This is a genomic window from Sphingomonas sp. LR55, assembly GCF_036856015.1.
Taxonomy (GTDB): Bacteria; Pseudomonadota; Alphaproteobacteria; order Sphingomonadales; family Sphingomonadaceae; genus Sphingomonas.
The window spans coordinates 232,921-253,594 of record NZ_JASPFO010000001.1; the positions used below are offsets into that span (position 1 = coordinate 232,921).

The 20,674-nt window shown below is 65.3% G+C and carries 21 protein-coding genes and 5 pseudogenes; 19 read left to right on the forward strand and 7 right to left on the reverse strand.

Annotation, left to right across the window (positions count from 1 at the left end; all coding sequences use genetic code 11):
- Nucleotides 1–63: 63 nt before the first annotated feature.
- Nucleotides 64–1,707: a thiamine pyrophosphate-binding protein gene (locus QP181_RS01115; RefSeq protein WP_333927298.1), complete on the reverse strand. Its 1,644-nt coding sequence runs from the start codon at nt 1,705–1,707 to the stop codon at nt 64–66.
- 113 nt (nt 1,708–1,820) lie between these two features.
- On the opposite strand from QP181_RS01115, the pseudogene QP181_RS01120 reads away from it, so the two are divergent.
- From QP181_RS01120 to nadA, 16 genes and pseudogenes are all read left to right on the forward strand, one after another.
- A pseudogene (locus QP181_RS01120) lies at nt 1,821–2,719 on the forward strand (SMP-30/gluconolactonase/LRE family protein).
- Between the two features lie 211 nt (nt 2,720–2,930).
- A pseudogene (locus QP181_RS01125) lies at nt 2,931–3,640 on the forward strand (CoA transferase subunit A).
- A 209-nt stretch (nt 3,641–3,849) separates the two neighbouring features.
- Nucleotides 3,850–4,595: pseudogene (locus QP181_RS01130) on the forward strand (HAD family acid phosphatase).
- Nucleotides 4,595–4,915 (forward strand): DUF5076 domain-containing protein, encoded by a 321-nt coding sequence (locus QP181_RS01135; RefSeq protein WP_333927299.1) that lies wholly within the window; start codon nt 4,595–4,597, stop codon nt 4,913–4,915. Before QP181_RS01130 ends, QP181_RS01135 begins: the two are co-directional and overlap by 1 nt.
- Nucleotides 4,915–5,550: a 3-oxoacid CoA-transferase subunit B gene (locus QP181_RS01140; protein WP_333927300.1), complete on the forward strand. Its 636-nt coding sequence runs from the start codon at nt 4,915–4,917 to the stop codon at nt 5,548–5,550. The genes QP181_RS01135 and QP181_RS01140 overlap by 1 nt, the downstream gene beginning before the upstream one ends.
- Nucleotides 5,550–6,231: pseudogene (locus tag QP181_RS01145) on the forward strand (glutathione S-transferase family protein). The gene QP181_RS01140 and the pseudogene QP181_RS01145 overlap by 1 nt, the downstream one beginning before the upstream one ends.
- Nucleotides 6,231–7,112, forward strand: a complete 882-nt coding sequence (locus QP181_RS01150; RefSeq protein ID WP_333927301.1) for an alpha/beta hydrolase — start codon at nt 6,231–6,233, stop codon at nt 7,110–7,112. Before QP181_RS01145 ends, QP181_RS01150 begins: the two are co-directional and overlap by 1 nt.
- A 269-nt stretch (nt 7,113–7,381) precedes the next feature.
- Nucleotides 7,382–8,818: a 3-isopropylmalate dehydratase large subunit gene (gene leuC / locus QP181_RS01155; protein ID WP_443027503.1), complete on the forward strand. Its 1,437-nt coding sequence runs from the start codon at nt 7,382–7,384 to the stop codon at nt 8,816–8,818.
- A gap of 97 nt (nt 8,819–8,915) precedes the next feature.
- The gene (gene leuD / locus QP181_RS01160; protein ID WP_333927302.1) at nt 8,916–9,545 is read left to right on the forward strand and encodes a 3-isopropylmalate dehydratase small subunit; all 630 of its coding nucleotides are present in this window, start codon (nt 8,916–8,918) and stop codon (nt 9,543–9,545) included.
- A complete protein-coding gene (locus QP181_RS01165) occupies nt 9,508–10,506 on the forward strand; it encodes an NADPH:quinone oxidoreductase family protein (protein WP_333927303.1) in 999 nt (332 codons plus the stop codon). The genes leuD and QP181_RS01165 overlap by 38 nt, the downstream gene beginning before the upstream one ends.
- A 92-nt stretch (nt 10,507–10,598) precedes the next feature.
- A complete protein-coding gene (locus QP181_RS01170; RefSeq protein ID WP_132739004.1) occupies nt 10,599–10,922 on the forward strand; it encodes a DUF1476 domain-containing protein in 324 nt (107 codons plus the stop codon).
- A gap of 1 nt (nt 10,923) precedes the next feature.
- On the forward strand, nt 10,924–11,154 hold the full coding sequence (locus tag QP181_RS01175) for a BolA family protein (protein WP_056420018.1): 231 nt from the start codon (nt 10,924–10,926) through the stop codon (nt 11,152–11,154).
- A 22-nt stretch (nt 11,155–11,176) separates the two neighbouring features.
- Nucleotides 11,177–11,500 carry a Grx4 family monothiol glutaredoxin gene (gene grxD / locus QP181_RS01180; RefSeq protein ID WP_132739603.1) on the forward strand — a complete coding sequence of 108 codons (324 nt, stop codon included), beginning with the start codon at nt 11,177–11,179 and terminating at the stop codon, nt 11,498–11,500.
- A gap of 427 nt (nt 11,501–11,927) precedes the next feature.
- Nucleotides 11,928–12,785: an MBL fold metallo-hydrolase gene (locus QP181_RS01185; protein ID WP_333927304.1), complete on the forward strand. Its 858-nt coding sequence runs from the start codon at nt 11,928–11,930 to the stop codon at nt 12,783–12,785.
- Nucleotides 12,767–13,492, forward strand: a complete 726-nt coding sequence (locus QP181_RS01190; protein ID WP_132738999.1) for a DUF4230 domain-containing protein — start codon at nt 12,767–12,769, stop codon at nt 13,490–13,492. Before QP181_RS01185 ends, QP181_RS01190 begins: the two co-directional genes overlap by 19 nt.
- 29 nt (nt 13,493–13,521) lie before the next feature.
- Complete coding sequence (gene nadA / locus QP181_RS01195) at nt 13,522–14,505, forward strand: quinolinate synthase NadA (RefSeq protein ID WP_056420006.1); 984 nt, start codon at nt 13,522–13,524, stop codon at nt 14,503–14,505.
- A gap of 62 nt (nt 14,506–14,567) precedes the next feature.
- Here the strand turns inward: nadA and QP181_RS01200 are convergent, their stop codons facing one another.
- Nucleotides 14,568–14,702, reverse strand: coding sequence for a hypothetical protein (locus QP181_RS01200; protein WP_279388898.1), 135 nt, complete (start codon nt 14,700–14,702; stop codon nt 14,568–14,570).
- Nucleotides 14,703–15,015: 313 nt separating this feature from the next.
- Between QP181_RS01200 and nadC the strand changes: the two are divergent.
- A pseudogene (gene nadC, locus QP181_RS01205) lies at nt 15,016–15,731 on the forward strand (carboxylating nicotinate-nucleotide diphosphorylase).
- A gap of 208 nt (nt 15,732–15,939) precedes the next feature.
- Nucleotides 15,940–16,677: a ribonuclease T2 family protein gene (locus QP181_RS01210; RefSeq protein ID WP_333929523.1), complete on the forward strand. Its 738-nt coding sequence runs from the start codon at nt 15,940–15,942 to the stop codon at nt 16,675–16,677.
- Between the two features lie 28 nt (nt 16,678–16,705).
- Here QP181_RS01210 and QP181_RS01215 read toward each other — a convergent pair whose 3' ends face one another.
- The 5 genes from QP181_RS01215 to QP181_RS01235 all read right to left on the reverse strand — a co-directional run bounded on the left by QP181_RS01215 (nt 16,706) and on the right by QP181_RS01235 (nt 20,271).
- Nucleotides 16,706–17,131 (reverse strand): DUF4112 domain-containing protein, encoded by a 426-nt coding sequence (locus QP181_RS01215; RefSeq protein ID WP_132897725.1) that lies wholly within the window; start codon nt 17,129–17,131, stop codon nt 16,706–16,708.
- 5 nt (nt 17,132–17,136) lie between these two features.
- Nucleotides 17,137–17,499 carry a hypothetical protein gene (locus QP181_RS01220; RefSeq protein ID WP_333927305.1) on the reverse strand — a complete coding sequence of 121 codons (363 nt, stop codon included), beginning with the start codon at nt 17,497–17,499 and terminating at the stop codon, nt 17,137–17,139.
- Nucleotides 17,444–18,925, reverse strand: coding sequence for an ABC transporter substrate-binding protein (locus tag QP181_RS01225; protein WP_333927306.1), 1,482 nt, complete (start codon nt 18,923–18,925; stop codon nt 17,444–17,446). The genes QP181_RS01220 and QP181_RS01225 overlap by 56 nt, the downstream gene beginning before the upstream one ends.
- A 512-nt stretch (nt 18,926–19,437) precedes the next feature.
- Entirely contained in the window at nt 19,438–19,836 is a 399-nt protein-coding gene (locus QP181_RS01230) for a VOC family protein (protein ID WP_248524374.1), read from the reverse strand.
- 168 nt (nt 19,837–20,004) lie between these two features.
- A complete protein-coding gene (locus QP181_RS01235) occupies nt 20,005–20,271 on the reverse strand; it encodes a hypothetical protein (protein WP_333927307.1) in 267 nt (88 codons plus the stop codon).
- Between the two features lie 149 nt (nt 20,272–20,420).
- Between QP181_RS01235 and QP181_RS01240 the strand changes: the two genes are divergently transcribed.
- The gene (locus QP181_RS01240; protein ID WP_333927308.1) at nt 20,421–20,633 is read left to right on the forward strand and encodes a hypothetical protein; all 213 of its coding nucleotides are present in this window, start codon (nt 20,421–20,423) and stop codon (nt 20,631–20,633) included.
- Nucleotides 20,634–20,674 lie beyond the last annotated feature (41 nt).

Sequence of the window (20,674 nt, forward strand, 5' to 3'; positions counted from 1 at the left end):
GGGCCCCGGCCTTCGCCGGGGTGGTGCTCGTGTCGAGCGTTCGGCATCACTTTTGGATACAGCTCAGCCCCCGCGCACCTTCGCCAATGTAGTCCCCGCGGTAATCGCCTCGATATCCGTCACCAGATGCAGCATCCGCACCCCGCCGCGCCCCATCGCCCGGTCCAGCGTCTCGGCAAAGTCCTCCGTCCGCGTCACCGTCTCCGTCCAGCACCCATAAGCCCGCCCGAGCGCGGCAAAGTCCGGGTTGCGCAGTGCCGTCCCAGACACCCGCCCCGGATACTCCCGCTCCTGATGCATCCGGATCGTCCCGTACCCGCCGTTATCCACGACCAGCACCAGCATGTCCGCCCCGTGCGCAACCGCAGTCGCCAGTTCCTGCCCGTTCATCAGGAAACACCCGTCGCCCGCCAGCGCCACGACCGTCCGCTCCGGATGCCGTAACGACGCCGCAACCGCCGCCGGCACCCCGAACCCCATAGCCCCAGCAGTCGGCGCAAGCTGCGTACCCGGCCCGGCATACGCCCAATACCGATGCCACCACCCCGAATAATTCCCCGCGCCGTTGCAGATGATCGCATCTGCCGGCAGCCGCTCGCGCATCGCCGCCACGCACGGACCCAAGTCCATCACCAGATCCCGCGGCGCCGGCGTCGACCAGTCGAGCCACTCGGCATGCGCCTCCGACCCGGCAGTCCGCGGCGGCAGGTCGACCACCAGCAATGCCTCGGCAAACTCCGCCATCCCCGCACATACCGCGACATCCGCGCGGTACGCCCGGTGCAGTTCGTCAGGATCGGGATGAACATGGACCAGCCGCTGTCCCGGATGATCGGGCGTGATCAGCGCATAGCCATCGGTCGTAGCCTCCCCCAGCCGCGGCCCGACCACCAGCAGCAGATCCGCCGCCTTGACCCGCTCGACCAGCTTCGGATTGGGCCCATACCCAAGGTTTCCCGCCCAGACCGGGCAGTCGTTCGGAATAGCATCCTGCCGCCGAAATGCCGCCGCCACCGGAATCCCGTTACGATCCGCCCAGGTCGAGAACGCCCCCGACGCCGCGACATCCCAGCCCGCGCCGCCAACGATCGCGACCGGCCGCTCGGCGGTGGTCAGTAGATCGGCAAGCAAATCCATCGTATCGGCGTCACATCCTTGCGCCACCCGCTCGACCCGCGGCCGATCGACCGCGTCGACCATGTCCAGCAGCATGTCTTCGGGCAGCGCGAGCACCACCGGCCCCGGCCGCCCCGACATCGCGGTCGCATAGGCGCGCGCGACATATTCCGGGATCCGCCGCGCATCGTCGATCCGCGCCGCCCACTTCGCGATCGGTGCGAACATCGCCTGGAAATCGATCTCCTGGAACGCCTCGCGGTCGCGCGTGCCGCGGTCGATATCGCCCACGAACAGGATCATCGGCTGCGAATCCTGCATCGCGACATGCACGCCGATCGACGCGTTGGTCGCACCCGGTCCGCGGGTCACGAACGCCACCCCCGGCCGATGCGTCAGCGTCCCGTCCGCGCACGCCATGAACCCGACACCGCCCTCCTGCCGGCACACGACCAGATCGATCGCCGGCGTGTCGTGCAGCGCATCGAGCACAGCCAGGAAGCTCTCCCCCGGCACGGTGAAAATCCGGTCGCAGCCCTGTGCGACGAGTTGGTCGACCAGAATACGGCCGCCGGTGCGTGGTGTGATCATCCCCGCATCCTGCCGCCGGTTGCGCGCGAAGTCGAGAAACGTCGTGCGTGGCGCCGCAACGCGGCTACGCTTGCGCCGAAGTCGGAGCCAACCCGACTCGCCTGGAGAGGATCATGACCGAATTCACCACCGTCGCCAGCGGCTTGCGCTTTCCCGAAGGCCCGGTGGCGATGCCCGACGGCAGCGTCATCCTCGTCGAGATCGAAGCCGGCCGCATCTCCCGCGTTTCACCCGATGGCACGAAAACAACAGTTGCCGAACCCGGAGGTGGCCCCAATGGCCTGGCGATCGGCCCCGATGGCAAGCTGTATTGCTGCAACAATGGCGGCTTCGCATGGCGCGAGGCGAACGGCTTCCTAACCCCGCACGGCCAGCCGGACGACTATTCGGGCGGCCGGATCGAGCGGATCGACATCGCCACCGGCGCGGTCGAGAACCTCTACAAGGACGGCGATTTTGGCTGCGCGCTGCGAGGCCCCAACGACATCGTCTTCGATTCGCACGGCGGGTTCTGGTTCACCGACCACGGCAAATCGCGCGACCGCGCCCGCGACATCACCGGCATCTTCTACGCGAAGGCCGACGGCAGCCATCTCAAGGAAGTGATCTTCCCAAGCGAAAACCCCAACGGCATCGGCCTCTCGCCCGACGGCACGCGGCTCTACGCGGCGGAGACGTTTACCTGCCGCCTGATGGCGTTCGACATCGTCGCACCGGGCAAAGTCGCCAGCGCCTCGGGCACGCCGCTCTATCGCCCCGCCGGCTACAAGTTCTTCGACTCGCTCGGCGTCGAGGCATGCGGCAACATCTGCGTCGCAACGATCGGCGAATGCGGGATCAGCGTGATCTCGCCCGCGGGGAGCTGGTCGAGTTCGTCGCGACCGACGACGTGTTCACGACCAACATCTGCTGGGGTGGCGCGGACGGCATGGACGCGTACATCACCTGCTCGGGTAGTGGGCGGCTGGTGAAGACCCGGTGGCAGCGGCCGGGGTTGAAGCTGGCGTATTGAAGCTACCGTATCCTCCCCCGCCAGGGGGAGGTGGCTGACACTTGCCAGACGGAGGGGGAGGAAAGGGAAACCGCCGTTTCGCGTACCTCCCCCTCCGTCACCTTCGGCGACACCTCCCCCTTGCGGGGGAGGATCGTAAGATGTCGATCTAGTCAACGTTGCCGACCGAGCATCGCCGCCGTATGCGAGGCTAAAGACCTGAGGAGGATGCATGGCGAACAAGCGCTACACCGACGCGGCAACGGCACTAGACGGCGTGCTGTTCGACGGCATGACGATCTGTGCGGGTGGGTTCGGGTTGTGCGGCATCCCCGAGCGGCTGATCGATGCGATCGAGGCGTCTGGGGTGAAGGACCTGACGATCGCCAGCAACAATGCCGGGATCGACGGGCAGGGGCTGGGGAAACTGCTCCGCTCGCGCCAGGTGAAGAAGATGATCTCGTCCTATGTTGGCGAGAACAAGGAATTCGAGCGGCAATATCTCAGCGGCGAGCTCGAGGTCGAGTTCTGCCCGCAGGGCACGCTCGCCGAACGCTGCCGGGCAGGGGGGCGGGGATCCCCGGCTTCTATACCAAGACTGGCGTCGGCACGCAGGTTGCCGAGGGCAAGGAGACGAAGGTCTTCGACGGCCAGGAATACATCCTCGAACGCGGCATCCGCGCCGATCTCGCGATCATCAAGGGCTGGAAGGCGGACGAAAGCGGCAACCTCATCTTCCGCAAGACCGCACGCAACTTCAACCAGCCGATGGCCACCGCGGGGAAGATCTGCGTTGCCGAGGTCGAGGAGATCGTCCCCGTCGGCAGCCTCGACCCCGACACGATCCATCTGCCGGGCATCTACGTGAAGCGGATGATCGTCGGCGCACCCTACGACAAGCAGATCGAATTCCGCACCGTCCGCGAGCGCGCGACGGCATGACGCCAAGCCTGATAGTTGATCGCAAGCGCTCCCCGTTCTCCTGCGAACGCAGGAGCCCAGGGTCGCGGGCGGGGCGCTTGGTATCCTGGACCCCTGCGTTCGCAGGGGCACTGGCTTTGCAGGGGTGCGTAAGTGTCTCCGCGCCGACCTCGATCGCAGCCACGCCAACTGTCTCCGCGCCCGTTACCGTCGATGGCGTCCCCGCAGGCATGCAGTATCTCTACGCCTCGGGCGAAGCTGCCGCGGTCAGCATCCAGGCCTGGAACGCGCTCGTCGGCTACGTCCGTACGCAACGCACGCCAACCTCCGTCGTCCTCGCCCAAGGCGCATCGCTCGCCGCCCCCGCCTGGACCCCCTGCAGCACAAAACCAAAGGCCGCGGTGTTCGACGTCGACGAAACCATCCTCCTCAATCTCGGCTTCGAATACGACGCATCCTCCGGCCAACCTTGGTCCGATCCCCGCTGGCAGGACTGGGAGCGCACCGGCGTCAAGCAGGTCGCCCCCGTCCCCGGCGCCCTCACCGCACTCAAGCAACTCCGCGCGATGGGCGTCACCGTGATCTTCAACACCAACCGCTCCGCCGCCAACGCCGCACAGACTGAAGCCACGATCGAAGCCGCCGGCCTCGGCCCAGCCCGCCACGGCGAGACGCTGTTCCTCGCAGGCGACGACGCGATGGGCTCGAAGAAGGACGGCCGCCGCGCGACGATCGCGGCGCGGTACTGCGTCGTCGCGATGGGCGGCGACCAGCTCGGCGACTTCAGCGACCTGTTCAACGCTGGCCAGACCCCCGCCGCCCGTCGCGCAACAGTCCAGTCGCCGGCGATCGCAGCCAGATGGGGGCAGGGTGGTTCGTCCTGCCCAACCCCGTCTACGGCACCGCGCTGAAAGGCAACCGCGACGAGGTATTCCCGCCAGCAGTCCGCTGGGCCCCGACAGGAGGCGTACGCTAGTGGCCGACCATCCCGCCAATCACCCCAACGCGATCGCGCTCGACAAGGGCGCGCAACTCACCAGCGAATCGGTCGAGGTCGCGCGGATCTGGATCACCAACGGCGCCGGCAGCAACGTGCTGATCGACGCGGGCATCCTCGAGGATCCGACCGTGTTCGGCTACCTCCTCGCCGACACGATCCGCCACGCCGCGCGCGCCTATGCGGGCACCTGGGGCCTCGACGAGGACGCCGCGTTGCAGGCGATCGTGGACGGCGTCGGCACCGAACTTCGCGAACAATTCACGACCATCACCACCATCCAGGAAGGAATGCACTGATGCCCTGGGACCGTAACCAGATGGCCGCGCGCGCGGCGCAGGAACTGAAGGACGGCTATTACGTCAATCTCGGCATCGGCATCCCGACGCTGGTGGCGAACAACATTCCCGAGGGGATGACCGTCACGCTCCAGTCCGAGAACGGCATGCTCGGGATCGGCCCGTTCCCGTACGCGGGCGAGGAGGACGCCGACCTGATCAACGCCGGCAAACAGACGATCAGCGAACTCCCCTCGTCGGTCTATTTCAGCTCGTCGGATAGCTTCGCGATGATCCGCGGCGGCCATATCGATCTGACGGTGCTCGGCGCGATGGAGGTCAGCGAAGGCGGCGACATCGCCAACTGGATGATCCCGGGCAAGATGATCAAGGGCATGGGCGGCGCGATGGACCTCGTCGCGGGCGTCAAGCAGATCATCGTCGTGATGGACCATACCGCCAAGGACGGAAGCCCCAAGTTCATCCCGTCGTGCACGCTGCCGCTGACCGGCAAGAACGTCGTCGACATGATCGTCACGGATCTCGCCGTGTTCCAGCGCCTCGATCACGACAGCCCGTTCACGCTGGTCGAGATGGCGCCGGGCGTCACCGCGGACGAGATCGCCGCGAAGACCACTGCGCGCTACACCGCCTGATGCGCTACACGCTCGTCACCGCGAACCGCAATTACTCGAGCTGGTCGCTGCGCCCCTGGGTCCTGATGAAGGCGCTCGGCATCGACTTCGAGGACCGGATCGAGCCGTTTCTGGAGCCGGTGAATTACGACGCGTTCCGCACCTTCTCACCGACCGGGCAGGTGCCGGTGCTGATCGACGGCGAGCGAACCGTGTGGGACTCGCTCGGCATCGTCCTCTACCTCGCCGAGCGCCACGACGGCGTCTGGCCGGTCGACGCCGACGCGCGCGTGGGCGATTTGCGCGACGGCGGAAATGCATGGCGGGTTCTCCGCGCTGCGCAACGAGCGGACCATGAACGTCGGCGTCCGCGTGAATGCCGCCCCCGGCAGCGACGCGCTCGACCGCGACGTCGCGCGAATCGCTGAACTCTGGAGCGAGGGACTCGACCGGTTCGGCGGCCCTTGGCTTGCAGGCGCGCAGTTCACCGCACTCGACGCGTTCTATGCACCATTGGCGTTCCGCGTGCGGACCTACGGGATCGACGTCGGTCCGGCCGGGCTCGCCTGGGTCGAGCGGATCATCGCCCACCCGGCGATGCGCGAATGGGAGGCGACCGCGCTCGTCGAGACATGGCGCGAGGAAAGCCACGAGGCCGACCTCGCGACTTGCGGGTCGATCACCGCGGACTTCCGCCGCTGATGCGCCGCGCCGTGATCGTCATAGCGCTGATCGTGATCCTGATCGCAGGCACGGCGTTCACCGCAGGCCCCGGCACGCTCAGCGTCCTCGACGGCATCATGGGCGGCGGTCGCGGCACCGCGCGCATCCGCGAAGGCGTCCCGTTCGGCACGCACGGCCAGAAACTCGACGTCTGGCGCCCATCCGGCGGTGCGAAGACCGGGTTGCCGGTGCTGATCTTCTGGTACGGCGGCGGCTGGGTCCACGGCTCGCGCGGCGCCTATGCGTTCGCCGCCCGCGCCTATGCGAAGGCGGGCTACGTCGTCATCATGCCCGACTACCGCAAAGTGCCCGACGTCCGTTTCCCCGCCTTCCTCCAGGACGGCGCCGAAGCGGTGAAATGGACCCGCGACCACATCGCGGAGGCAGGCGGCGACCCGAACCGGATCGCCGTCGCCGGCCATTCTGCGGGCGCCTACACCGTCGCGATGCTGACGCTCGACCAACGCTGGCTGAAGGCCGAAGGCGTCGACCCGCGCATCATCAAGGCCGCCGTCGGCCTGTGCGGGCCCTACGATTTCTACCCCTTCACCGCGAAACGCGCGATCGACGCGATGCAGGGCGCGGCGGACCCGGTGATGACCCAGCCGATCCACTTCGCGCGGGCGGACGCCCCGCCGATGCTGCTGATCACCGCCGGCGACGACACGCAGGTCAAGCCGCACAACGCGATCAACCTAACCGCGCGGCTGAAGGCGCTTGGGGCGCCGGTGACTCACATCGATTATCCCGGTCTGAGCCATGAGAACGTCGCGATGGCGCTCTCGAAGCCGTTCCGCGGCAAGGCCCCTGTGCTCGCCGACAGCGTCGCGTTCCTGAACGAGGCGATGCCTGCGCGATAGACTCGCCCCACCCCAAAGTCCGTCACCCCCGAAGTCCGTCACCCCCGAAGTCTGTCCCCCGGTAATCCGTCACCCCAGCGAAAGCTGGGGTATCCCAGTTGGCGGATACCGCGACCCAAACCGCGAGATACCAGCTTTCGCTGGCATGACGGATAGGGGGGCAGCGGGCGAACGATCTTCTCCCGATCGCACCACACGTCCGCCTCGGCGACCGAAAATTACATCGAACCTTGGCGTCGCATTCCTTTTCGGTTACCGCGCGCTCCATCATGGCTACTCCGCAAACGCTGTACGAAAAGATCTGGGCGGCGCACGTCGTCGAACGCCGCGACGACGGCACCTGCCTGATCTATATCGACCGCCACCTCGTCCACGAAGTCACCAGCCCGCAGGCCTTCGAAGGCCTCCGCGTGGCGGGCCGCAAAGTCCGCCGCCCCGACCTGACGCTCGCCGTCCCCGATCACAATTTGCCGACCACCGCGCGGAAAGATGCCGCCGGCCGCGTCCTGCCGATCGCCGACCCCGAAAGCGCGCAGCAGCTCGACGCACTCCGCCGCAACACCAGCGAGTTCGGAATCGACTATATCGACGCGACCGCGATCGAGCAGGGCATCGTCCACGTCGTCGGCCCCGAACAGGGCTTTACGCTCCCCGGCACCACGCTGGTCTGCGGCGACAGCCACACATCCGCACACGGTGCACTCGGGGCGCTCGCGTTCGGGATCGGCACCAGCGAGGTCGAGCACGTCCTCGCCACGCAGACGCTGCTGCTGTCGCAGGCCAAGACGATGGAAGTCCGCGTCGACGGCGAACTCGGCTTCGGCGTCAGCCCGAAGGACGTCATCCTCGCGATCATCGGCAAGATCGGCGCGGCGGGCGGCACCGGCCACGTCATCGAATTCACCGGCAGCGTGATCCGTAAGATGTCGATCGAAGGTCGCCTGACGATCGCCAACATGTCGATCGAGGCGGGCGCGCGTGCCGGCCTGATCGCGCCCGACGACACGACGTTCGCCTATCTGAAGGGCCGCCCGATGGCCCCTACCGGCGAGAACTGGGACAAGGCCGTCGCTTGGTGGCGCAGCCTCGCGACCGACCCCGGCGCACGTTACGATAAGTCCGTCACGCTCGACGCCGCCGATATCGCGCCCGGCCTAACCTGGGGCACCAGCCCCGAGGATGTCGTCCCGATCACCGGATTCGTCCCCGAACCGTCGAGCTTCGCCGATCCCGCCAAGCAGGCCGCCGCACAGAAGTCGCTCGATTACATGGGTCTCACCGCCGGCACGGCGATGCGCGACGTCACGATCCAGCACGTCTTCATCGGTAGCTGCACGAACAGCCGCATCGAGGACCTCCGCGCCGCTGCAGCGATCGCCGACGGTCGCCATGTCGCGACTGGCGTGCGCGCGCTCGTCGTCCCCGGTTCCGGCCTCGTCAAGCGCCAGGCCGAAGCCGAAGGGCTCGACCGGATCTTCATCACCGCCGGTTTCGAATGGCGCGAACCGGGTTGTTCGATGTGCCTTGCGATGAACCCGGACAAAGTCCCTGCGGGGGAGCGTTGCGCTTCCACGTCGAACCGTAACTTCGTCGGCAGACAGGGTCCCGGAGCGCGCACGCATCTGGTATCACCCGCAATGGCGGCGGCGGCGGCGGTTACCGGTAAGCTGAGTGACGTCAGAGAGTTGATGGGGGAAAGAGCGTGAAGAAGGTTTTCGTATTGCTGGCGGCTGGCGCAATGCTCAGCGGCGTCGCGGCCTATGTCGCATCGGCACGTGTGGTTCCGGAGCGTACGGAGCAGCGATGACCCCGGTCACGACCGTCTCGGGCCGCGCCTATCCCTGGGGCGCGAAGAACATCGACACCGACGTCATCATCCCGGCGCACTGGCTGAAGACGATCACGCGCACCGGCCTCGGCCGCGGCGCGTTCGAGACGGTTCGCGCGCAACCCGGCAACATCTTCGACGACCCGCGCTATGCCGGGTCGCCGATCCTCATTGCCGGCGATAATTTCGGCTGCGGCTCCAGCCGCGAGCATGCCGCGTGGGCGCTCGCCGACATGGGCATCACCGCGGTGATCGCGCCAAGCTTCTCCGACATCTTCTCAGGCAACGCGTTCAAGAACGGCATCGTCCCCGTCGTGCTTCCTCAGGAAGCGATCGACCGCCTGATTGAGGTCGCCAAGGACCAGATCGTCACCGTTGACCTCGAGACGATGACCGTCACTACCCCGTTCCAGGATCGCTTCACCTTCGAACTCGACGCCTTCCGTCGCCAGTGTCTCATGGAAGGGCTGGACGAAGTCGGCCTGACGCTGGCAAGGGATACCCAGATTTCGAAATTCGAGGAGGCGGTCGCATCGAATCGCCCCTGGATGACGGTGGAGAGCGGGTATGCGAGCATTGGTGTCGAAGGCAGTCGGCGGACCTGAAACTCTGGAAATGGTCGAGCTGCCCGATCTGGTAGCCGGCCCCGGGCAGGTCGTCGTCGCGGTGAAAGCCTGCGCGATCAACTTCCCCGACGTCCTGATCATCGAGGACAAATACCAGTTCAAGCCGCAACGCCCGTTCGCACCGGGCGGTGAAATTGCGGGCACGATCGCTTCGATCGGCGAGGGTGTGACAGGCTGGGAGATCGGCGACCGTGTGATCGCGATGCTCGGTCACGGCGGGTTGTGCGAGAAGGTCATTGCCGACCCCGCCAAACTGTACCGCCTCCCCGAGGGTCGCAGCTTTGCCGAGGGCGCCTCGCTGATCCTCACCTACGGCACGACGATCCACGCACTTCTCGACCGCGGGCATATCAAGGCGGGGCAAACGCTGCTCGTGCTCGGCGCGGCCGGCGGGGTAGGACTCGCCGCGATCGAACTCGGCAAGGCGTTCGGCGCGAAGGTGGTCGCCGCGGTCTCGTCCGAGGAGAAGGCCGCCGCGGCCAAGTCCGCCGGCGCCGACGAAACGCTGATCTACGCCCGTGCCCCGTTCGACAAGGACCAGTCCAAGGCGCTCGCCGAACAGTTCAAGGCAGCGGTCGGTCGCGACGGCGCGCACGTAATCTACGATCCGGTCGGTGGCGACTATGCCGAGCCGGCGCTCCGCTCGATCGCCTGGGAGGGCAAGTACCTCGTCGTCGGCTTCCCTGCCGGTATCCCGCGTCTGCCGCTCAATCTGACTTTGCTCAAAAGCTGCGACGTCTGCGGCGTCTTCTGGGGCGCGTTTGCCGCGCGCGATCCGAAAGCCAACCAAGCGCACATCGAAACGCTTTTCGCCTTGTGGGCAGAAGGCAAGATCGCGCCGCGCGTGACCGAAACATTCGCGTTCGAAGATGGCGGCAAGGCGATCGCGAAGATGGCCGCGCGCGGCGCGATCGGCAAGCTGGTGGTCGAGGTCGGCTGACCGCAACCCGCCGAAGCAGCGGTGATTATTGCGCGCGGGCGGTCGCCGACCTATCTCAGGCCGGAGTACGAGACTGAACGGGGACCTGCGCAATGACCACATTCGACGATCGCGAACGCGCCAGCGAGGCGAATTTCGCGCGCGAAGAGGAAATGGCGTTCCGCATCACCGCGCGTCGCAATCGCCTGCTTGGCGGTTGGGCTGCGAACGAGATGAAGCTGACCCCCGAAGAAACCGATGCGTATGCGACCGCGCTGGTCCATGCCGACATGGAGGGCGGCGGCGATGACGACGTCGTCCGCAAACTGGTCGGCGATCTGACCGCGGCCGGGCTCGACCATGACGAGGCGACCGTCCGCCGCGCTCTCGCGCAGCAGATGATCGAGGCCCGTCGCCAGCTGCTGGAGGCGCAATAACATGCCGATGGCTGCCGACGATATCGCGACGATGATCCGCGACGCGATCCCCGATGCGCAGGTCGAGATCACCGATCTCGCCGGTGACGGCGATCATTATGCCGCAAAGGTCGTCGCGCCGAGTTTCGCTGGCATGAGCCGCGTGAAGCAGCACCAGGCGGTCTATGCCGCACTCGGTGGCCGCATGGGCGGCGTGCTGCACGCGCTTCAGCTTACCACCGCAATTTCCTGAGGACCCAGAGATGACCCAAGATATGACCGACGACACCAACGCCCGCATCGACGCAGTGGTCAAAGCCAGCCCCGTCGTCTTGTTCATGAAGGGCAGCCCGCTGTTCCCGCAGTGCGGCTTCTCCAGCCGCGCGATCGCGATCCTCAACCATCTCGAAGTCGAGTTCGAGAGCGTCGACGTGTTGCAGGACCAGGGCATCCGCCAAGGCATCAAGGCCTATTCGGATTGGCCGACGATTCCGCAGCTTTATGTCGATGGCGAGTTCGTCGGCGGCTCGGACATCATGATGGAAATGTACGAGAGCGGCGAACTGGCAGAACTGTTCGTGAAGCAGAAGGCTGGCTGAGACGCGCGCCGCTTTGCGCATCCTTCAGCCTACACTGACAAACGTCGCCCAAGCGAAAGTTGGGGTATCAGCATGAGGCGGGCGACATCGGCATCGATGGAGACCCCAGCTTCCGCTGGGGTGACGGACTGGCGTCGCAAGCAGCCGCCAGCGCCATGTTCGATCGGCCATGATTGGAAATGTCACCGGGGCGGGTGGATCGACGCGAGACCGGACGGTAGCGGTCGATCCACCCTGCTTGAACGCCGCAGCGTTCGGTGACGTGGCAGAGGATGCAGTGCGTATGCCAAACGCGATTTATCCCGGATTTGTGCGACATTTGTTAGTTAATGCCCGGACGCGCCGCTGCTGAGCTGTAAGAAACGGCGACACATCCGCCTGATCAGAGGATCTTGTCATCGCCGACAATCACGGCCATCTCGGTCCCATGGCTGAGCATCCGACCGGCATTCCGATCCAGCTCGAGCCTCTCGTCATCCGCGTGCTCGCGCCGAATCCGTCACCCTACACCTATACCGGCACGCAGACGCACGTCGTCGGCACGACCGATCTGGCGGTGATCGATCCTGGTCCCGACAATCCCCAGCATATCGCTGCGCTGATCCGCGCGATCGATGGCCGTCCGGTCACCGCGATCGTCGTAACGCACCACCACCGCGATCACAGTCCTGCGACGCGGTCGTTGCAGGCAATCACCGGCGCGCCGATCGTCGGAGCGGCGCCGTTTGCTCTGGATGACGCGAGTGCGCGGGCGGATGCATCGTTCGACGCGGACTATGCGCCCGATCGCGTGCTCGTCGAAGGCGATACGATCACCGGCGACGGCTGGACGCTGGCGGCGATCGCGACACCCGGCCATACCTCGAACCATCTTGCCTTCGCTTTGCCCGAGACCAACGCGCTGTTCTCAGGCGATCACGTCATGGGCTGGTCGACGACGATCGTCTCGCCGCCCGATGGCGATATGGCGGCGTACATGGCGAGCCTCGAAAAGCTGATGGGTCGCGACGACCGTGTCTATTATCCCGGCCACGGCGAAGCGATCGACAAGCCGCAGCGGCTGGTGCGCGGCATGCTTGGCCACCGCAAGCAACGCGAGGGGCAGATCCTGCGGCTGTTGCGCGCCGCGCCGCAACCGATCGGGCGGATCGTCACGCAAATGTATGTCGGGCTCGACGCGCGGCTCGTTCCCGCCGCCGAGCGTTCGGTGCTGGCGCATCTCTACGACTTGCAAAACCGGGGCTTGGTGATCGAGGAAGGCGAAACATGGCAGATCAAAAATTGACCGAACCGCGGCAGGGCGCTGGGATTGGCGGTTTCCTCGCCAAGGCGGCGGGCTTCGTCGTCATCCTCGTGCTTGCCGGGTTGCTCGCGCTGTGGGGCGTGCAGCGGTATGTCAGCGACCGCCTGACCCCCGATCCGACGACGATCGCCAGCGCCAGTCTGGAAGGCCTGCGCGAGCAGAACCGCCTCTCCGCGTTCGCCGCGCGCTATGTCGCGGTCGTGACCTCGAAACAGTCGCAGCTCGGCTTCACCACCGAGAAGACGCTGATCATGCCCGGCATGGTCCGGTACGAGGTCGACATGGGCAAGCTGACCCAGGCCGATGTCGCGTGGGACGGTACCAGCAAGACGCTGTCCGTGCGCCTGCCCGCGGTCGAGGCGGATGGCCCGCAGGTCGATCTCAACGCGGTCCGCGAATATGGCTCGGGCGGCGTCCTGACCACCTTCACCGACGCCGAGAAGAACCTCGATGCCGCTAATCGCCGCGCTGGCCAGATCGAACTGATTCGGCAAGCCCGCGAACCCGCGATGATCAAGCTTGCGCGCGACGCCACGCGCCGTGCCGTGGAACGCAGTTTCGCGATGCCGCTGCGGGCCGCAGGGATCGACGCGACCGTCGCGGTGCGCTTCGCCGACGAACCGATCGCGAGCACCGAGCGCTGGGACACCTCGCGCTCGTTGCAGGACGTGCTAGGGAATCGTCGCTAGAAGACGGGCGCTAAACTCGGGATACGACCATGGAATTGAACCAGAACTTCGCCGGCATCGACATTCGCGCCGAGATCGAGCGCCTCCGCAAGGAGAAGAACGCGGTCATCCTCGCGCATTACTACCAGAAGCCCGAGCTTCAGGATCTCGCCGATTTCGTCGGTGACAGCCTCGACCTGTCGCGCAAGGCGGCGGCCACCGACGCCGACGTCATCGCGTTCTGTGGCGTGCGGTTCATGGCCGAGACCGCCAAGATCCTGTCGCCCGACAAGATCGTCGTGCTGCCTGACATGGACGCCGGCTGCAGCCTGGAGGACAGCTGCCCGCCCGAGCAGTTCGCGGCCTTCCGCGCGAAGCACCCCGATCACATTGCGCTGACCTACATCAACTGCTCGACCGAGGTGAAGGCGCTGTCCGACATCATCGTGACGTCGTCGTCGGCGGACACGATCCTCGCGCAGATCCCGCCCGAGCAGAAGATCATCTTCGGCCCCGACCGCAATCTCGGCGGCTATCTCGCGCGGAAGACCGGTCGCGACATGCTGCTCTGGCCAGGCGTGTGCATCGTCCACGAGGCATTCAGCGAGACCGAGCTGATGAAGCTCAAGGCGCAGCACCCCGGCGCGCCCGTCGTCGCACATCCCGAATGCCCGCCGATCATCCTAGATCATGCCGATTATGTCGGCTCGACCCGTGGTATTCTCGATTACGCGTTGGCGATGCCCGGCGACACGCTGATCGTCGCGACCGAGCCGCACATCATCCACCAGATGGAAAAGGCGCTCCCGAACAAGCGCTTCATCGGCGCGCCGGGTGCGGACGGCAACTGCAACTGCAACATCTGCCCGTACATGGCACTCAACACGCTGGAAAAGCTCTACGTCGCGCTGCGCGACCTGAGTCCACGGATCGAGATCGAAGAAGGGCTTCGCCTTCAGGCCAAGAAGAGCCTAGATCGGATGCTGGAAATGGCGTCGAACACGGTAGGGAAAGGCGACCTGGGTCCTAAATAACGACCGTGCACGCCGGATGAACGAGCCGGGCGGGTCTCGACCCGTCCGGCTGTGCCTCGTGTTCAGGCCGGAACGACGTCCAGGCTGAGCTGGGACAGCGCCTGATCGATGTGGATTGCCGCCAGCGGCATTTGCAGGGCATCCGCCAATGCGAGGGCCTCATCGAGCAAAGCGTTCAAGCGTGCGACATCGGCCATCGTTTTCGTAGGCATTGTTGGATCCTTGAGTAACAGTCCTGCAACTCGCCAATCAGCCGTTTGTTCCCAGCATCGTCAAAAATTATTCCAAGTCATCGGTCGGCGGTATCTGCTGGTCCACACCATCGCTTTTTGGCAATCGAGCCGGCATCGCCGGTCGGTGATATTTGGGAGAATCTAGGTGAACGCAGCATTGCCCGAATCGTTCGATATCGACGGGTTCGTCGCCGCGACCCTGGCGGAAGACCTTGGCACGATTGGGGACATCACCTCCGCCGCCGTCATTCCTGCCGATGCCCGCTTTACCGGCGTGATGGATAGTCGCGATCCCATCGTCGTCGCGGGTTTGGCGCTCGCCGAAGCGTTTTTCCGGGCGCTCGATCCCAGCGTACATATCGAACGTCTCGTGCAGGACGGCGATTCGGTCGCGGCCGACACCGATCTGCTTCGTCTCGAGGGTGCAGGCCGAGCTTTGCTGACGGCAGAGCGATCGGCACTCAATACCGTCCAGCATCTGTCGGGGATCGCGACGATGACGCGTCGCTATGTCGACGCCATGGCAGGAACGGGCGCTATCCTGCTCGACACGCGGAAAACAATCCCGGGACTGCGCGTGCTGGAGAAATATGCGACCCGGATGGGGGCGCGCAAAACCATCGCATGGGGCTGTGGGACGCGGCGATGATCAAGGACAACCATGTCGCGGTTGCCGGCGGTGTCGGCGAAGCGGTGCGACGCGCCAAGACGGCAGGGATCGCGCATATCGTCGTCGAGGTCGATCGGATCGACCAGATCGAACCCGCGCTCGCGGCGGGTGCGACGCACCTGTTGCTCGACAATATGGCGCCAGCGATGTTGCGCACGGCGGTGGCGTTGGTCGACGGGCGGGTGCCGACCGAAGCCTCGGGCGGCGTCGCCCTGGATACGATCCGCGCAATCGCGGAAAGCGGCGTCACCTATGTCTCGGTCGGCCGCTTGACGCAGTCCGCACCGGCGGCGGATATAGGGCTCGATTTCACGACAGCATGACCGCTTCATCCGCGTGACGACGCATGCGTGACGCGACACCGGGCAGGGGGCCGAGACAATGAACAGATCGCCATCGATATTCTGGCCCGATCAGCGGCGGTCCGATCAGCGGCGTTTCGCGGCGGGCGTGCTGGCGCCGATCATGTCCGCGATCGGTCGGTCGGGTCGGGCCGTAACTATCAGTGCCGATTCGACCTCGCGGGCATCGATGCCTGTGTCCGGTGTAAGGCGAGGATTGGCTGGAACGAGCCTCGTAGCCGCGGTGCTTGCATTGCCGGTCGCGGCGCAAGCCCAGACGTATCAATGCTCGGTGCCGTCATCGGTCGAGCGTGTCCGTCCCGATCTACCGTCGGACAGCCAGCCGAAGCGCGATATTCCGATCGGCAGCTACACGCTGGCTATCACATGGGCACCGCAATATTGTCGCGACAACGGCAGTCGCGCGGGCTCGACATTTCAATGCGCGGCGGGAAATCGGTTCGGCTTTACGCTGCACGGGCTGTGGCCCGATGGCGTCGGCAAGGACTGGCCGCAATATTGTCATGACGCGGAATTCGTACCGCCCCCGGTGATCAAGGCGCATCTCTGTACGACACCATCGGCGCAACTGCTTCAGCACGAATGGGCCAAGCACGGCACTTGTATGCCGGGGTACCGTCCTGCGAGATACTTCGCCCAATCGGCTGCACTCTATGGCAAGTTGAAATTCCCCAACATGGACGCCTTGTCGCGAACGTCACTGACGGCGGGGCGGTTAGCGGCCGCGATGGCCAGCGCCAATCCAGGCCTGAAGGCCGACATGATGCGTGTAACCGCGACAAAGCAGGGTTGGTTGGACGAGGTCTGGATCTGCCTCGATCGGCGTTTTCGCTACCGCCGCTGCCCGGTGCATCAGGGTGGTCTGGCGCCAGGTGCCCCGCTCGAGATCTGGCGAGGCTCTCGCTAGCCGCCGCCGCACCGGATCGACGGCGCCGTCAGATTTCGAGCGTCGCCGTCGATGGATGATGCTTGTCGAGATGCTTCTTGATGATCCGCAGGTTGCGCGTGTTCGAGCGGAAGAAGAAATCGGGGATCGCGCCGACGAACGGGATCATGCCTAGCGCCCAGTCGACCCCGACATTGCCGAACATCCGCGCCATCTGAATTTTCGACATGCCGATGTTGCGGGCCTCCCACGCCATCCACGCGCCGACCGCGGCGGCGATCGTGCTGCCCACGAACGGGATGATGTCGAGGATCACGTCCATGCCGACTTTGCGGTTGGTGCCGGGAATCGTGACCAGCCCCTCCATCACGCGCTCCATGGCCTCGACACGACGGCGAACCGACAAGGCGTCGCGTCCCATCGGAAGCGTATCGAGGATCGATCCAGGAGCTATGCGCGTCGGGCGTTGGGTCATGGCTGTCAGTTGGTGTCGGCGCGCAATCGGTTCAACGGGTGCCAGGCTCGCGTATTGGGCTGCCATTGTCGTAACCGGGTCGATACGAGCGACCATCGCAGCGGCCGCGCGAGCGGGATGAAGGCGACGTCGGCGTTCATCGCGACATCCGCGGCGGCGATCCGCTGCGCCCTCTCCGCGAGCGTCGGCGCCTCGCGCGCTGCGGTGATCGCCGCCTGCGCGGTCTCGCCACATACGACGCAGGCCGTTGCCAGATACCAGCGCGCGCTATCATAGGGCGCGACCGCATCGACCAGCATCAGGTCGGCGTCGCTACCCAGCGCGACGCGGTACGGCGTGATCCCGACTGCGATCAGCGAGGCCGCCACCTGCGCATACAATAATGTCGCGCCAGGCCCGTTCGGGAGGGCGATTCGCAGCGCCACCGGTCCGCCCCCATCCAGCAACCCGCTGCCGCGCGGCGATACGACGCTCGTCCTGCGTCAGCAGCGTCCAGGCGGGCACCTGGGGTAGCGCTGCCGAATCAAGGATATCGGGCAGAATGCGATCGGCCGCGTCCCAGGCTGGTGCGATCGCCGCCGTCAGCGCGGTGCGATCGATCGCTTCCGCCACGGCCTCGCGGTTCGCGGCATCTGCAAGAAACCCATCGCGGCGGATGATGGCCAGTCCGAAGAGTCCGGCGGCAGGGTCGACGCGGATGGTGGCGGGCGATATTTCGGTGGTCGCGAGCAGGGGCCAGTCGACAAAGCTGCCACCGCTGACGAGGTCCGAATCCCGATGAGCGAAGCGCGCAATCGCCCGTGCCGCCCGTTCGCCGATCAGCCGGACATCTTCTTCGGGCTTGGTCACCCGCTGGTCTTCGGGATCGGCCTGGTTGGGATCGAAGGCCGGGCGCAGCAACGGCGCGCGCCCGCGCCCGTGCGGCGCGACACGAAACGGTCCGCTCCCGCCGGACGGCGTCAGCCGCAGCAAACCAAGCTCGGGTTGCGCGAACAGCTTCAACAGATCGGGACGCGGCCGGCCGAGTCGCACTTCGATCACCTGCGGCGTCATCGCGACGATCTCGTCGATCGCGGTCAGAAAGGGCGCCAGCGGATTGCGCGAACCGGGTGCGATCTGACGGTTCAGAATGGTTACGACCTGATCCGCCGTCACCGGCGTGCCATCGCCCCAATCGCCCTCCCGCAGGCGAAAGATGTAGCTCATGCCACCGTCGATCACGATCCAGCGTTCGGCCAGGCCAGGCTCGATCTGTCCAGCGGCGTCGAACCGGACCAGGCCTTGTGCGGTCGAGTCGATCAGCAACCGACTTGGCGTGTCGACCGGTGCACGGCGGGCATCGACGATGTGAGGTGGGGGGCCGATCGCGCTGACGATCACCGCGCCGGTATCGGGACGACGTCGCTCGCAACCTGTCAGCGTCGTGGCAAGCACGACGCAGGTCGTTAAAAGAAGGGCCGCGCTGGTGCGGACGGCGGGAGTGTGCCCCGTTTGCCTCACAAACCTCAGAAAACCGAGACTTTCAGCCCCTCCGCCATCACTCTTAATCCCTCCATTTTGTACCTCCTTTTCGTCCGTGCAGTCAAGGCGGGGCCGGGCGGGGGAGCCGCCGAGAGGTGGAACAGAGAGCATGAAGGCACTGGTATGCGGGAACGCTCGGGCGGACAATCTGGTAAGCGATGGCGCCGCCGTCCTGGAGCTGGTCGCTGAGGTATCCGAAGGGGGGCTGGAGTTTATCTGTGCGGCGGGAACATGTTCGCGGATCACGTAGGGTGCGGCGTCGTAATCGACCAAGTCGACCCGGAGTCGCGAGAGGGCCAATCGTTCGCACTGACATCGGCGTGCCTGGAGACCCTGAACTCGTTCGACGGCGCTTCGGTCGACCTGGGGGAGGGTGCTGCCGGCCATTACATGGGGTGCGGCGTTTACGTCGTCGATCAGGTCACAGCGGACGGCTCAGAGACCCAGCGGATCGTGTTGACACTGGAGGACCTGGAGACCCTGCCGGCCTGGATAGGCTAGGAGCGTCTGGGAGAGTCACTGACAGGCGTTAGGCGTCGCCATGTCCCAAGGGTAGCGGCGGGGCCCGCATGGGACTCAGTGAGTCTTCTAATCGGTTCTCATGCCAAAGCCCTTTTGGACGCCCCCTGGTACACGCCAAACATTCGCGGGACGGCGAGGGACCGAACGGCCCTGCCGCACCCTGCCGCGCTGTCCGAACGTCCGATTAGGGCAGGAAAGCGGACATTCGCGAGATCGCGTGATCGGGGTCCGCTACAATCAGAAGCGGACCCGTGTCGGACAGATCAGGCAGGAAAATGAATTCCGCACAATTTGTTGCCGTCGGGGTCACGGAAATAGGCCAGCTCGATGGTGCCCATTGAAGCAGTTTCGCGCGGTCCGGGCGGAGCTTCGATCGATGTCCCGCCAGCGGCAACGGCGGCATCGTGAAGCTGCTTCACCTGTTCGGGCGAGTCGCATGAAAATGCGACGGTGCTGCCGTTGGCGACGCTTGCCGATTCGTCGTTGATCGGCTGGCTGACGATGAAGTTCGTTCCTTTGCCGTTATTGTATATCAGACGTGTATGGCCGCTGTCGGCGATGTTCCGCGTTCCTTCCCCTGCACCCAAGGTGCCGAGCACCGTGTCGTAGAAGCGCTTGGACCGTTCAATGTCATTCGATCCGACCATGGTGTGAAAAAGCACAGGCACTCTCCTAAAGACTGATCGACTTCCGATCGCTATTAGCAGTCTCACCTAGCCGGCGGGTGATCCGCAGTCACCCCGGCCCGTGGAGTGTCCGCTATTGGGCGTTAGCGGAATGGCTGGAATGGGAAAGGAAGCGGACTGGCAGCTTTGGAGATCGAAGCCTCTTTAACGGACATGCCGCTTTGAGCGGATGGACACCATGCCGGCCGTAAAGCTGACGACGATCCAGATGAGGCATAGGGCTATAAGCGCCATTGCCCCCATGCCTTCCCAGTCGTTGACGCGGGCGAAAGCCTCGTACCTCACGTATAGAGCTAATACGGGGACAGAAACGACAAGCATCACCGCTAAAAAAGACCGCGATTGCCACAGTCGCGGCGCTACCCAGCCGAGCAATGCGGCGACCAGACAGATCAACATCAATATTTCCATTTTCACACTCTTATACGAGGCGCATTGTAGCGCCACGTTTATAGATGAATGAGCGGCTGCTTCAGAGCAATCTATAGTTGCTGGTAGGCGACCGGCAATTGGGCGAAGCCGGTCATTCGGTCGCCCCTTGGCCTTCTGCGGTGTACTACTTGACCAATACGGCCCTGGTAACGCGAGGAGGCCTGCGGTTACTGGTCGTCGTCCTCGGGATCGACCCCGGACGGATCGGCTTCGAAGGCTACTGCGGCTGCCTCCAGGTCTGCGGCGAGCTGGTCGAGGGCACGGGATGCTCCAAGGCCCTCCAGGCCATCCCTGCGGTCTCCCAGGTGCGACTGGTCGAGCCTAGCGCGGTCTGCCCGTAACTTGGCGATCTTGGCGCAAGCCCTCAGGGTCTCGACGTCCA